The sequence below is a fragment of the Stenotrophomonas sp. GD04054 genome, assembly GCF_029836955.1.
Lineage (GTDB): Bacteria > Pseudomonadota > Gammaproteobacteria > Xanthomonadales > Xanthomonadaceae > Stenotrophomonas > Stenotrophomonas maltophilia_A.
This window is the reverse complement of sequence record NZ_JAOECR010000045.1, coordinates 1-13,624: the sequence shown is the minus strand read 5'-3', so window position 1 is coordinate 13,624 and position 13,624 is coordinate 1. Positions and strand designations below refer to the sequence as shown.

The window sequence follows — 13,624 nt, the reverse complement described above, 5'->3', positions numbered from 1 at the left end:
GCACTGCCAGGAAGACGGCAGTGTCTTCGGAGTTCCCCATGTCCCAAGATTCCCAAGCGCCGCTGCAGTTCGCGCAGCTCGGCCTGTCCGAGCCCGTGATGCAGGCGGTCACCGCCATCGGCTACGAAACCCCGTCGCCGATCCAGGCCGCCACCATCCCGGCGATGCTGGAAGGCCGCGACGTGCTGGGCCAGGCCCAGACCGGCACCGGCAAGACCGCAGCGTTCGCGCTGCCGGTTCTGTCCAACATCGATCTGCAGCAGATCAAGCCGCAGGCCCTGATCCTGGCGCCGACCCGCGAACTGGCCATCCAGGTTGCCGAGGCGTTCCAGTCCTATTCGTCGAAGATCCCGGGCTTCCGCGTGCTGCCGGTGTACGGCGGCCAGCCGTACGGCCAGCAGCTGTCGGCCCTGCGCCGCGGCGTGCACATCGTGGTCGGTACCCCCGGCCGCGTGATCGACCACCTGGACCGCAGCACCCTGGACCTGTCAGAGCTGAAGACGCTGGTGCTGGACGAAGCCGATGAAATGCTGCGCATGGGCTTCATCGACGACGTCGAAGCCGTGCTGAAGAAGCTGCCGGAGCAGCGCCAGGTGGCCCTGTTCTCGGCCACCATGCCGCCGCAGATCCGCCGCATCGCGCAGACCTACCTGCAGGACCCGGTGGAAGTGACCATCGCGGCCAAGACCACCACCTCGGCCAACATCCGCCAGCGTTACTGGTGGGTGAGCGGCATGCACAAGCTGGACGCGCTGACCCGCATCCTGGAAGTCGAGCCGTTCGACGCGATGATCATCTTCGCGCGCACCAAGGCCGGCACCGAGGAACTGGCCAGCAAGCTGCAGGCCCGTGGCCTGGCCGCTGCCGCCATCAACGGTGACATGCAGCAGGCCCAGCGTGAGCGCACCATCGCCATGCTGAAGGAAGGCAAGCTGGACATCCTGGTCGCCACCGACGTGGCTGCCCGCGGCCTGGACGTGGAGCGCATCAGCCACGTGCTGAACTACGACATCCCGTACGACACCGAAAGCTACGTGCACCGCATCGGCCGTACCGGTCGTGCCGGCCGCAGCGGCGAGGCGATCCTGTTCGCCACCCCGCGCGAGAAGGGCATGCTGCGCCAGATCGAGCGCGCTACCCGCCAGCCGATCGAAGAGATGCAGCTGCCGAGCGTTGAAGCGGTCAACGACACCCGCATCAACAAGTTCACCTCGCGCATCAGCGAAACCCTCGGCGCCGGTGGCCTGGACTTCTACCGCCAGCTGCTGGAGCGTTTCGAGAACGAGCAGAACGTGCCGGCCATTGAAGTGGCTGCCGCGCTGGCCAAGATGCTGCAGGGTGACACCCCGTTCCTGCTGCAGCCGCCGGTGCGTGCCCCGCGTGAAGAGCGCGCACCGCGTGGCGATCGCTTCGACCGCAACGAGCGTGGTCCGCGCTTCGAGCGTGGCCCGCGCCGCGACGACGCCGAAGGTGGCTTCGAGCAGCGTCCGCGCCGTGAGGTTCCGCCACGTGGTGCGCCGGAGCAGGGCATGGAGACCTACCGCATTTCGGTCGGCCACCAGCACGGCGTGAAGCCGGCCAACATCGTTGGCGCCATTGCCAACGAAGCCGGTCTGGAAAGCCGCTTCATCGGCCGCATCGACATCCACGACGACTTCTCGCTGCTGGACCTGCCGGCACAGATGCCGCCGGACGTGCTGTCGCACCTGCAGAAGGTGTGGGTGTCCGGCCAGCAACTGCAGATGCGTGCGCTGGCTCCGGGTGAAGACACCAACCCGGCCCCGCGTCCGTTCAAGCCGCGCTTCGACAAGCGTGGTCCGGGCGGCCCGGGTGGCCCGCGTCGCGGTGGCCCGGGCGGTCCGGGTGGCCACGGTGGCGACCGCGGCGGTGACCGCGACAGCCGCCCGCCGCGTCGTGACGGCTTCAAGCCGCGCGGCCCGCGCAGCTTCTAAGCCGCACCTGCGGTCCTGAACAACGCCAGCCTCCGGGCTGGCGTTGTCCGTTATGGGCCTGGAAAAGGGGACGGAGGGGATTAAGTCGTTTATGCCCGGCAGTGCGCTTATGCCGAAAACGACTTAATCCCCTCCGTCCCCTTTTCGCATGGCAAACACATTGCCGGTCATAGGCTGGGCCGGTTCCAAGGGAGGTTGTCACCGCAGCACATTCGGGGGGATCCGGGATGGGTAGAAGTGGCACGGACCAGCAGAGCCGGCGGGTGCCGATGACCCGTGGCCTGGGATTGCGCTTTGCGTTGTTGACGGGCATGGCGATCGGGTTGGTCGCGCTGTCCGCGTTGATCCAGGAACTGCAGGCGGCCTCGACGGCCTGGATTGCCGGCCAGGGCTACTGGTCGCGAGGGCAGCAGGATGCGACCGCTGCGCTGAGCCGCTACCTGGCGCGTGGCGATGCGCAGGACCTGGATGACGCGCGCCAGGCCCTGCGGATTCCGTTGGGGGATCTGCAGGCCCGGCTGGCGCTGGAACAGGCGGTACCGGACGAGGAGAAGGCCCGGCAGGGTTTCCTGCAGGGCGGCAACGCGCGTGCCGATATTCCGCGCCTGGTGTTCTCGTTCCGCTACGCCCGTGACCTGGGAGCATTCCGCGAAGCCACTGCACTGTGGCGGCAGACCGATGGTGATCTGGAGGCTGTGCAGGCTCTGGTCGCCGAGCTGCAACGGTGGCATGCGGCAGGTGAACTGCCCGTGGCCGACCGCAATCGCTACCTGCAGCAGCTGCGGGATCTCGACCGCCGCCTGCAGGTGCAGGCCCAGGCGTTCTCGCAGGCGCTGCTGAGGATGGCCACCATGGTCCGGATCGCCACGCTGATGGTTGGCGGCCTGTCGGTGCTGGTGATCAGCCTGATGGCAGTGGCGCTGGCGCGTCGTGTCGGCAAGGACCTGACCGAGCACGAGAGCCGCTTCCGCGCGGCGTTCTACCAGGCCAATGTCGGCATGCTGAAGCTCGACACCGATGGCCGCGTGGTCGAGGCCAACCAGGCGATGGCGGATATCCTCGACTACCGGCGTGATGTGCTGCTGCAGATGCTGCTGGGCGACCTGCTGATGGAGGGGGAACTGGTCCTCGATGGTGTCGGCCGCATCGACTGGGACCGGCAGCTGCGGCCGAGCGAGCTGCGTTTCCGCCGGCGCGATGGCAGCCTCGTCTGGGGACGCTGGAGCGGTACCGCGGTTCGCAGCTCGGGCGGAGGATTGTCGGTGTTCGCGATCATCGAGGATGTCAGCCAGAACCATGCACTGGCGCGCGAGATCGAGCATCACGCCAGCCACGATCCGCTGACCGGCCTGATCAACCGCCGCGAGATCGAACGCCTGCTGGAACGCGCGTTGCTGCAGGTCCGGACCGACGGTGGTACGCATGCGCTGTGCTACATCAACCTGGACCACTTCAAGCTGGTCAACGACAGCTTCGGTCATGCCGCCGGCGACCAGATGCTGCGCGGTTTCGCCGACTATCTGGTGGCGGCGGTGCGTGATGGCGACTGGGTCGGCCGCCTGGGGGCCGATGAGTTCGCGGTGTTTCTCGCCCACGCCGGCCAGGATGAAGCCAAGCGGGTACTGCAGCGGGTGATCCGCAACCTGGGCCAGGCCACGTTCCCGATCAGCGAGGGCAGCCCGCAGTTGAGCTGCAGCATCGGCGTGGTCGAGGTCAGTGCCGAGGCGCCGGACGCGAACTGGTTGATGAGCGCCGCCGACAGCGCCTGCTATGCGGCCAAGCAGGCCGGTCGCAACCGTGTGCACTGCTTCAACGAGAACCGCATGGCGCTGGAGGAGCGGCGGCAGGAGGCCGAGCGTCTGCAGGGTGTCAGCCTGGCCATGGCGGAGAATCGCATGCTGCTGTACGCGCAGCGCATCGCCCGCGTGGGCGATCCGTCCTACCTGCACTACGAAGTGCTGGTGCGCATGCGCGGTACCGATGGCAGCCTGCACCTGCCCGGTCAGTTCATGCCGGCGGTGGAGCGCTATGGCATGGCGGTGGCGCTGGACCGGCACGTGCTCGGGCTGCTGTTCCGCCACCTGCAGGTCTGCCCGGCGCATGTGCGCCAGCTGGGCCTGTGCAACGTCAACGTTTCGGCGCAGTCGATCGCCGAGCCGGGATTCCTCGCCTTCGTCTGCGACCTGCTCGAGCGCAACCGCGCGCTGGCCTCGAAACTGTGTTTCGAGATCACCGAGACCGCGGCGATCAGCAACCTCAGCCAGGCACGCGCTTTCATCGATGCGGTCAAGGCGCGTGGCTGCCGGATGGCACTGGATGACTTCGGCTCCGGCCTGTCCTCGTTCGGCTATCTGCGCCAGCTGCCTGCGGACATCCTGAAGATCGACGGCACCTTCGTGCGTGACATGGACACCGACCCGGTCAGCCACGCCACGGTGCGGGCGATCAGCGAGCTCGGGCGGGAACTGCAGATGGAGGTGGTGGCCGAATGGGTGGAAACCGCCGAGGTGGCTGGCGCACTGACCCGGCTCGGCGTGCAGGGCCTGCAGGGCTACGCGATCGAGCGGCCGCAGCCGCTGGAACGGATGACCCTGAGTGACCTGAGGCCGGTCCGCCTGGTGGCGGTGAAGGGGCCTCCGGCCGCTGGCTGAACGGCGCACGGCGACTTTGGTCTACACATGCGTGGCGTGCCCGGCTGCGATAATGCGCGCCAGGGGCGACGCGCAGTGGGCGCGGACGTAAGCAGGAACAGGATGTGGCGTGGGCGTCAGGCAGTGGCGGTACGAAACAGGGGCGCTGCTGGTCGTCCTGCTGATGGGAGTGTTGCTTCCCGGTCTGGTGCACGCGCGCCTGGCCGAGGCCGGCCGGGATTTCCTGCTGGTTGGCGCACCGACGGACGAACCGACACCCCATCGTGGCTGTACGCCCGCGATGCTGGCCGGGCCGCGCGAGCAGGTAGAGGTACCGGCGCCGCCCGGGGGCTGGTCGGGGCAACCCCAGGCGCTGGATGTGTTCAACGTGTTCGCTGGCGAAGTCCGCGTACAGCATGGTGACCGCGAGATCTGCGGCAACATGCACGATGCGCGCACCCGTGATTCGCGCTTCCGCGCCGGCATCGGCCTGGTGGCGGTGCCAGCGGCAGGCAGCCATGAGCCGTTCCTGGTGTCGTGGCAGGCGCCGCTGAAAGCGCGCTGGGTGCCGACCTTGCGGCTGGGGGCGCCCAGTCCGGTCCAGCAGAACGATACCGCCCGCCTGCTGGTGCGCGCGGCCTGCATCGCGGTGGCGATCGCGCTGGCGCTGTCGGCATTGATGGCCTACCTGACCACCCGTGACCGCAGCTTCCTGGTCTACATCGGCGCGACGATCGTGGTGGTGGTGTGGCAGGCGGTTCTTGGCGGCTTGAGCGGTTATCCCGAACCGTGGCTGCCGGTGGGCGAGCGCGGCGCATGGTGGCTGCTGGCGCTGACCGCCGCGACCCAGGCGCTGGTACTGCCCGCTCTGTGGCGCCTCAACGGCGGGGACCGCTTGCTGCCGCGCTCGCGGCCGGCACAGCAGGCTGTGCTGTGGGGCCTGATGGGACTGGCCGCGCTGGTGCCGTGGCTGCGCTGGGACACCCTGGCGCTGGTCGCGCAGAGCCTGCAGCTGACCTTCATCCTCGGTTGCCTGTTGTCACTGGCCGCTGGCATGCGTGCCTGGTTGCGCGGTGACTGCTGGGCGTTGGCGGGCCTGGCGGCGCTGGTGCCGCTGCTTGTGATGATCGCAGCCGATGCCAGCAGTGCGGGGTGGCTGCTGGAGTACCGGGTGGAAGCACTGCAGCTGTCGGTGACCTGGCTGCTGATGATGGCCGCCTATGCCATGAACCAGCGGTTGGGTCGGCTGCGCCAGCAGCGCGATGAACTGCGCCAGCTGGCCGAAACCGATGGCCTGACCGGGCTGCCCAACCGCCGGGCCGGCCTGCAGCAGCTGGCCCGTCACCTGGCACAGGTCGACCGTGAGCGCGGCCCGCTGGTGATCGGCTTCCTCGACATCGACCTGTTCAAGGACATCAACGACCGCCATGGCCACGCGGTGGGCGACCAGGTGCTGGTGGCGGTAGCGCGAGCCCTGCGCACGGCAGTCCGCAGCCAGGACGAAGTGGTGAGGATGGGCGGCGAGGAGTTCCTGCTGCTGATGCCGGGCATGCCACGCGAGGCGGCGTCGGCGCGCCTGGACCGCCTGCGCCAGCGCATTACCGAAGCCGGTCAGGCCTTGCAGGTGCCGGGCCTGGAAGTGACCGCCAGCATCGGACTGGCGCAGTGGCGGCCGGGTGAGGATGACCTGGCCGGGCTGCTGCGGCGGGCCGACCATGCCATGTACGTGGCCAAGCGGGCGGGTCGCAACCGGGTGTTCGACGGCGAAGAGCTCGATCCGCCGGCCCCGGCATGAAGCGCAGCGGGCGGCGATGCCGGATAATGGACCGATGACCACCCGACTCAACAAACATATCGCCGACACCGGCTTCTGCTCCCGCCGCGAGGCCGATCGCCTGATCGCCGCCCGCCGCGTCACCGTCAACGGCCACGCGGCCGGCACCGGTGCGGTGGTGGGCGAGGAAGACCAGGTGCTGGTCGACGGCCAGCCGCTGCGCGCGCGCGTGGCACGCAAGCCCGGCGCCCGCCGCCACGTCTACATCGCGCTGAACAAGCCGGTGGGCGTCACCTGCACCACCGAAACCTCGGTCAAGGGCAACATCGTCGACTTCGTCGGCCACGAACAGCGCATCTTCCCGATCGGGCGCCTGGACAAGGAGTCCGAAGGCCTGATCCTGATGACCAGCAACGGCGACATCGTCAACCAGATCCTGCGTGCCGAGAACGGCCACCAGAAGGAGTACCTGGTGGCGGTGAACAAGCCGGTCACCGACGAGTTCCTGCGTGGCATGGCGCGCGGCGTGCGCATCCACGACCAGATGACGCTGCCGTGCAAGACCTCGCGCATCGCCAAGTTCGGATTCCGCATCACCCTGCAGCAGGGACTGAACCGGCAGATCCGCCTGATGGCCGCCGAGTTCGGCTATCGCGTGACCCAGCTGCGCCGCGTGCGCATCGACAACATCAAGATCGGTGCGCTGAAGCCGGGCCAGTGGCGCAACCTGACCGAGCAGGAGCTGCAGGGCCTGCTGCCGAAGCAGCTGGACTGGTAACGCGCGGTAGTGCCGGCCGCTGGCCGGCTGCACCAGGCATCGAATGAGCGCGGGATGCCGGCCAGCGGCCGGCACTCCCCGTTGTGCGGATTGCGCACCGGCATCAGCTAGACTCCGCAGTGACCTGCCGGAACGTGACGCTGCATGATCAAGCCCGACAAGCCTGCCAACGAAGCCCTTCGGCTCGAGGCGCTGTACCGCTACCGGATCCTGGATTCGCAGCGTGAGAAATCCTTCGACGACCTGGTCGCGATCGCCAAGGCGGTCTGCGGTACCTCGATGGCGGCGGTGACCCTGATCGACGTCGAACGGCAGTGGTTCAAGTCGATCCAGGGCATCGACGCGGCGGAGAACCTGCGCAGCGAATCGATGTGTGGCCACGCCATCCTGCAGCCGCAGGAAATCATGGTGGTCGAGGACGCGTTGCAGGACATCCGCTTCCACGATAATCCGGTAGTGACCGGCGACCCGCACATCCGCTTCTACGCCGGTGCGCCACTGATCAGTTCCGATGGCCTGCCTCTGGGCACGCTGTGCGTGTTCGATGCACATCCGCAGCACCTGCCCAGCGACAAGGCCGAGGCACTGGCCGCGCTGTCACGGCAGGTGATGCTGGTAATGGAGCTGCGCCGTTTCGCGCTCGACATCCAGAAGCACATGCTGGAGCGCGATGACTACGAGCGCCTGTTGGCGGAGTACCAGGACGTGCTGCTGGCGCAGAATGCCGACCTGGCCGAGCAGAGCCGCACCGATGCGCTGACCGGCCTGCCCAACCGCCGCGCAATGGCGGCGGCACTGGAAGAGGCGGTGGTGGAGATCGATGGGCAACCGGGCGTCGCCTGCGTTGCGTTGCTCGACATCGATCATTTCAAGCACATCAATGATTTCCAGGGCCACGCTACAGGCGACCGGGTGCTGGCCGAGCTGGGCGTGCTGCTGCGCTCGCACTTCGCCGGCCGCGGCATGGCTGCGCGCTACGGCGGCGAGGAGTTCGTGGCGGTAATGCCGGGCACCGACCTGCACACGGCCGAACTGCAATGCGAGTTCCTGCGCCTGGCCGTGGCTGACCTGCCGCTTGGATTCCCGGTCACGGTCAGCATCGGTGTTGCCCAGCACCAGCCAGGTGAAAGCGTGGATGACATGCTGGCGCGCGCCGACAAGGCGCTGTACCGGGCCAAGGGCAATGGTCGCAACCGGGTGGAACGGGCGGGCTGAAGCACCCCCTGGTAGATCCACGCCATGCGTGGATGCAGTTTCTGATTCACATCGCGTCGCAGTTCCTGCGATCAGAACCGGGCAGCATGACCTCTCTGTTTCCCCGGATGCCAACCATGCTGCAGACCCTGGCCATCGCCCACTATCGCTCGCTGCACGGGCTGGTACTGCCGCTGCAGCAGTTGAATGTGGTGACCGGCGACAATGGCAGTGGCAAATCCAGCCTGTACCGCGCGCTGCGCCTGCTGGCGGAGACCGCGCAGGGCGGCGTCGCGGCGGTGTTGGCCCGCGAAGGTGGGCTCGGTTCGGCGCTGTGGGCGGGGCCGGAAAAAATGGACCGCCGGGTTGCTGCCGGCGAAATTCCCTTGCAGGGCGGCCCGCGTCAGGAATCGGTGGGATTGAAGCTGGGCTTCACCACCGACGAGTTCGGCTATGCCATTGACCTGGGCTACCCACCGCCCAGCCGTTCGGCCTTCGCACTGGACCCGCAGATCAAGGCCGAGGCGATCTGGGCCGGGCCGTTCCTGCGCAGCGCCAACCTGCTGGTCGACCGACGTGGGGCAATGGTGCGGCAACGCCATGCGCGCGGTTGGGATCTGGTCGATGACCGGTTGTCGCTGTTCGACAGTCTGTTCACCCAGGTTGGCGATCCGCAGCGCATGCCGGAAACCATCGCCCTGCGCGAGTACATCCGTCGCTGGCGCTTCTACGACCATTTCCGCAGCGACGCCGATGCCCCGGCACGGCAACCGGCGATGGCCACGCGCACGCCGGTGCTGCATCACGACGGTCGCGATCTGGCGGCGGCCTGGGTGACCATCCTCGAGATCGGTGATCCGGGCGCACTGGCGCGCAGCGTGGAGGATGCGTTCCCGGGCGCCACGGTGGGGTTCGAGGAACTGGACGGTCGACTCGCCCTGCGCTTCCACCAGCCGGGGCTGCTGCGGCCGTTGTCGATGGCCGAGCTGTCCGACGGCACGCTGCGCTTCCTGCTGCTGGCCGCGGCACTGCACACGCCGCGCCCGCCGCCGCTGCTGGTGCTCAACGAACCGGAGACCAGTCTGCATCCGGACCTGCTGCCGGCGCTGGCGCGGCTGATCATCGCGGCCAGTGCGCGCAGCCAGGTGTGGGTGGTCTCACACGCCAGCCGACTGATCGCAGCACTGGAGCAGGCGCCCGGCTGTCATTCGCTGCATCTGCACAAGGAACAGGGCCGCACGCTGTTGAGCGGGCAGGGCCTGCTGGATGCCCCGGCATGGCACTGGCCGCAGCGCTGACAAGGCGATTCGCACCCTGCGCGGAGGCACTCAATCGGCGATGTTGCGCGCCTCGGCCGTGCCAAGAATTTCCGGATGCTGCACCGGCTTGCGGCGGTTCAACAACGGATGCAGGAACACCGCGCCGACGATGATCGCCACGCCCAGGTAGAACCACGGCGTGACCTCGTGCTGCTCGCGCAGCAGCACCACCGCCAGCACCACCGCGTAGACCGGTTCCAGGTTGGTCACCAGCTGCACCGTGTAGGCGCTCAGGTGGCGTAGCGCGACCAGGGCCAGGGCGAACGGCAGCAGCGTGCAGAACCCGGCCAGCACCAACAGCAGGATGCCGTCGTGCAGGTCCGGTACCACCCACAGCGGGCTGGCCAGCGCCGGCAGCAGGTAGGGCATCAGCGGCGCCAGCAGGGTCAGGGTGAGGGTACCTGCACCCAGTTCCAGTGCCGTGACCGTAAGCGGATCGGCGTGGCTGACCATGCGCTTGTTGAGCGAGCCGAACACCGCCACCAGCAGCGCCGATATCGCGCCGATCAGTACACCCAGGCGCATGCCATCGGGCACGCCACCGACCACCAGTGCAACACCCGGCAGCACGGCCAGGCCGAAGGCGAGTTCACGCAGCTGGAACGGTCGCTTGGCGACCCACGGTTCGATGATCGAGGTGAATACCGGCGCCAGCGCGATGCAGGTGGCGGCCACCGAGGCGTTGGCCAGCTTCACCGCGCCGTAGAACGTCAGCCAGTGCAGGGCGACCAGCGCGCCGATGCCGGCGTAGCCCGCCACCAGGCGCAGTGGCAGGGTGCGCAATCCGCGCCAGACCCGCGGCAGCAGCGCCAACATTGCCGTTACCAGCAGCATGCGCCACCACACCAGCGGCAGCGCCGGCAGGGTGATCAACTTGCCGAGGATGGCGGTGACGCCCCACAGCAGGACACAGAAGTGGATCTGCCACAGCGCTTTGCGGGTGTCGGGTGTGCTCATCCGCCTATTGTGAGGCAAGGCGATGACCGCAGCGCTATCCGCGTGAGGAATTGCTGGCCCCATCTACCCGCCGCTGCAGGGCCATCGCCGCCGCCGGGTTGCGTGCCTTGCCCGCACCAATGCACAGCAGGTAGACCTCGCGCGGTTCTGACGGTGCCGGCGCGGCCTGGCAGGGCAGGTCGTCCACCGGCTCGCCGCGTGACCAGTGGAGCGCGCGTTCGGCCCAGCGCTGCTGCACGGGTGCCGGCAGACCCTCGTTCAAGCGGGCCCGGCTGCGCTTGATCCTGGCGTAGACGAAGCCGGCACTGACATCGCCGTGTAGTGGCGCCTCGTCGCTGTCCTCGATCACCAGCGCCACGCCGTGTCGACGGGCGGCAGCAACCAGTGCGGGGCCATGTGCCTCGGCGTTGCGGACCTCCAGCGCATGCTGCAGCGTCACCCCTTCCAGTTGCTTCGGCAGCTGCGCCATCAGGGCACCCAATGCATCGGCATCGGCCGGATGGCGCGGATCGAACTGCCACAGCAACGGGCCGAGCCGGTCACCGAGTGCAATCGCCGCCTGCAGGAAGGGCGCGGCCGCTTCCACCGTGCTGGACAGGTCGCGGCGCTGTACCAGGTACCGTGGCGCCTTCATCGAAAACCGGAAACCGTCGGGTGTCTGTGCGGCCCACTGCGCGCACTGCGCCGCTGTTGGCGTGCGGTAGAAGGTGCCGTTGATTTCGATGCAGCGCAGGGCGCGGCTGGCGTGGGCCAGTTCTTCACGCTGCGGCAGGCCAACCGGGTAGAAAACGCCGCCGCGCCATTCGGGAAACACCCAGCCACCAATGCCGCAGCGGATCTCCGCCTGCCGGGCGGTCGCGGTCACTGGCCGTGGTCCGAGCGCCACGGGTCGTAGCTGCCGAACCACCACAGATAGCCTTCCGGGTCGGCGCAGGCGTAGCCGCGTCCGCCGTAGTCCTGGTCGGCGATGTCGATGACAATGCGGGCACCGGCGGCCTTGGCCCGTGCATAGTGCGCATCGGCATCGGTGACGATCACGCAGGCGTTCTGGGTCTGGCGGCCGCCGACCTCATCGGGCATCGCCGCATGCTGGTTCCACTCGCTTTCCTTGTCGGCCGAGCCGAGCATGATCATGCCGGTGCCGAAGGTCAGCTGTGCATGGAAGACCGTATCGCCATCGGCGTAGACGGCTTGGGCATGGAAGCCGAAGGCGCGCTGCAGCCAGTCGATGGCGGCCTGCGCGTCGCGATAGCGCAGGCATGGAATGATGGTGGAGCCGTTGCTCGGTTGGCCGTTCCCGCCCATGACACCCCTCCTATGGCACAGGGCAGGGTGCGCCGCAGACCGTTACCATCGCGCGAAACCCCGGTGACGGCCTGCACATGGCCGCCACCCCTGTTCGGAGATCGTGCTGGATGAAACCCTGGATTGGAGGAGCCGTGCTGCTGGCGTGCACGACCATGGCGAGTGCTGCCACCCCGGCGCAGCTGCAGGACCTGGATGCGACCGTCGAGCGCGTGCGCGCGCAGTTCGACGTGCCCGGCATTGCCGTGGCAGTGGTCAAGGATGGCGAGGTGGTGCTGGAACGCGGCTGGGGCGTGCGCGAGCAGGGCAAGCCGGAACCGGTGCAGGCCGATACGCTGTTCGCCATTGCTTCCAACACCAAGGCGTTCACCGCCACCTCGCTGAACCTGCTGGCCGAGGACGGCAAACTGAAGATGGACGACAAGGTGATCGACCACCTGCCGTCGTTCCGCATGTCCGATCCGTTCGTGACCGGGCAGATGACGATCCGCGACCTGCTGTCGCATCGCAGCGGGCTGAGCCTGGGCGCAGGTGACCTGCTGTTCTGGCCGACCACCTCCTACAGCAATGCCGAAGTGGTGGAGCGGCTGGGCAAGGTGCCGCTGAAGGGCGGTTTCCGCGAGAGCTATGCGTACGACAACATCCTGTACGCGGTTGCCCAGCAGGTGATCGAGCATGTCTCCGGCATGAGCTACCAGCAGTTCCTGCAGACCCGCATCTTCGACAAGGTGGGCATGGCCGGCACACGCTACAACGCCGATCACCTGAAGCCGGGCGACAAGGCCGCGGTCGGCCACGCCAAGTACGATTTCAAGGACCTGCGTACCGTTGCACCGCTGACCTGGTCGAACAATGCCGGCGCCGGTGGCATCTATTCCAGTGCGCACGACATGGCGCGCTGGATGCAGGTGCAGCTGGCCGAAGGCAAGCTGGCCGATGGCACCGCGCTGTTCAGCGACAAGAGCCAGCAGCAGATGTGGCGGATGATCACGCCGCAGTCGATTCCGGCGCCGAGCGTGCCGGAGCTGGCGCCGGCGCGGGCCAACTTTGCCGGCTACGGCGAAGGCTGGAGCCTGAGCGACTACCGCGGCCAGAAACTGGTCTGGCATACCGGTGGCTGGCCGGGCATGGTCTCGCGTTTGACCCTGGTGCCAGGCGAGAAGCTGGGCGTGGTGGTGCTGACCAACCAGGAAGTAGGCGCGGCATTCAACGCGATCACCCTGAGCGTGCTTGATGCTTACCTGGGCGGTGAGAAGCACGACTGGGTGGACGCCTATGCCAAGGCCGTGGCCAAGGGCCAGGACAAGGCCGACGAGGCCTGGGCCAAGCACCAGAGCGCGCGCGACAAGGGCAGCAAGCCATCGCTGGCACTGGCCGGCTACACCGGCACGTTCCGCGACCGCTGGTATGGCGACATGCAGGTTAGTGCCGAGGGCAAGGGCCTGCGCCTGCGCTTCATGAAGACCGCGCAGCTGAGCGGGCGCCTGGAGCATTGGCAGCATGACACCTTCATCGTGCGCTGGGACGACCGTTCGCTCAACGCCGACGCGTTCGTGAACTTCAGCCTGGATCCGGACGGCAAGGTGCGCGAGGTGCGCATGCAGTCGATCTCCGACCTGACCGATTTCAGCTTCGATTTCCAGGACCTGCTGTTCACCCCGGTGAAATGACGCCGCCGGGCGTGGCCCGGCGCTGCCGTTTGACGAATCCCATCG

General features: G+C 67.8%; 10 protein-coding genes. 7 read left to right on the top strand and 3 right to left on the bottom strand.

The features are described 5' to 3' along the window. The first annotated feature begins 38 nt into the window (after window positions 1-38). The 6 genes from N7573_RS17465 (at window position 39) to N7573_RS17440 (ending at window position 9,626) form a co-directional block, all read left to right on the top strand. Window positions 39-1,952 carry a DEAD/DEAH box helicase gene (locus N7573_RS17465; RefSeq protein ID WP_279943235.1) on the top strand — a complete coding sequence of 638 codons (1,914 nt, stop codon included), beginning with the start codon at window positions 39-41 and terminating at the stop codon, window positions 1,950-1,952. 227 nt (window positions 1,953-2,179) lie between these two features. Further along, window positions 2,180-4,603, top strand: coding sequence for an EAL domain-containing protein (locus N7573_RS17460; protein ID WP_279913894.1), 2,424 nt, complete (start codon window positions 2,180-2,182; stop codon window positions 4,601-4,603). Between the two features lie 109 nt (window positions 4,604-4,712). After that, complete coding sequence (locus N7573_RS17455; protein ID WP_125893802.1) at window positions 4,713-6,377, top strand: sensor domain-containing diguanylate cyclase; 1,665 nt, start codon at window positions 4,713-4,715, stop codon at window positions 6,375-6,377. Between the two features lie 34 nt (window positions 6,378-6,411). Beyond that, the gene (locus tag N7573_RS17450) at window positions 6,412-7,134 is read left to right on the top strand and encodes a pseudouridine synthase (RefSeq protein WP_049424580.1); all 723 of its coding nucleotides are present in this window, start codon (window positions 6,412-6,414) and stop codon (window positions 7,132-7,134) included. A 144-nt stretch (window positions 7,135-7,278) separates the two neighbouring features. Beyond that, window positions 7,279-8,349, top strand: a complete 1,071-nt coding sequence (locus tag N7573_RS17445) for a sensor domain-containing diguanylate cyclase (protein ID WP_049424582.1) — start codon at window positions 7,279-7,281, stop codon at window positions 8,347-8,349. Window positions 8,350-8,465: 116 nt separating this feature from the next. Further along, the gene (locus N7573_RS17440; protein WP_032128350.1) at window positions 8,466-9,626 is read left to right on the top strand and encodes an AAA family ATPase; all 1,161 of its coding nucleotides are present in this window, start codon (window positions 8,466-8,468) and stop codon (window positions 9,624-9,626) included. A 30-nt stretch (window positions 9,627-9,656) separates the two neighbouring features. On the opposite strand, the gene N7573_RS17435 is transcribed toward N7573_RS17440, so the two are convergent. Genes N7573_RS17435 through N7573_RS17425 form a run of 3 tightly spaced genes read right to left on the bottom strand, consistent with a single transcriptional unit; the run spans window position 9,657 to window position 11,909 of the window. Beyond that, window positions 9,657-10,604, bottom strand: a complete 948-nt coding sequence (locus N7573_RS17435; protein ID WP_032128349.1) for a DMT family transporter — start codon at window positions 10,602-10,604, stop codon at window positions 9,657-9,659. A 34-nt stretch (window positions 10,605-10,638) separates the two neighbouring features. Next, window positions 10,639-11,469, bottom strand: coding sequence for a DUF72 domain-containing protein (locus N7573_RS17430; RefSeq protein WP_279913800.1), 831 nt, complete (start codon window positions 11,467-11,469; stop codon window positions 10,639-10,641). After that, window positions 11,466-11,909 carry a VOC family protein gene (locus N7573_RS17425; protein ID WP_049424589.1) on the bottom strand — a complete coding sequence of 148 codons (444 nt, stop codon included), beginning with the start codon at window positions 11,907-11,909 and terminating at the stop codon, window positions 11,466-11,468. Before N7573_RS17425 ends, N7573_RS17430 begins: the two co-directional genes overlap by 4 nt. 110 nt (window positions 11,910-12,019) lie before the next feature. Between N7573_RS17425 and N7573_RS17420 the strand changes: the two genes are divergently transcribed. After that, entirely contained in the window at window positions 12,020-13,579 is a 1,560-nt protein-coding gene (locus tag N7573_RS17420) for a serine hydrolase (RefSeq protein WP_049461765.1), read from the top strand. The last annotated feature ends 45 nt before the right edge of the window (window positions 13,580-13,624 follow it).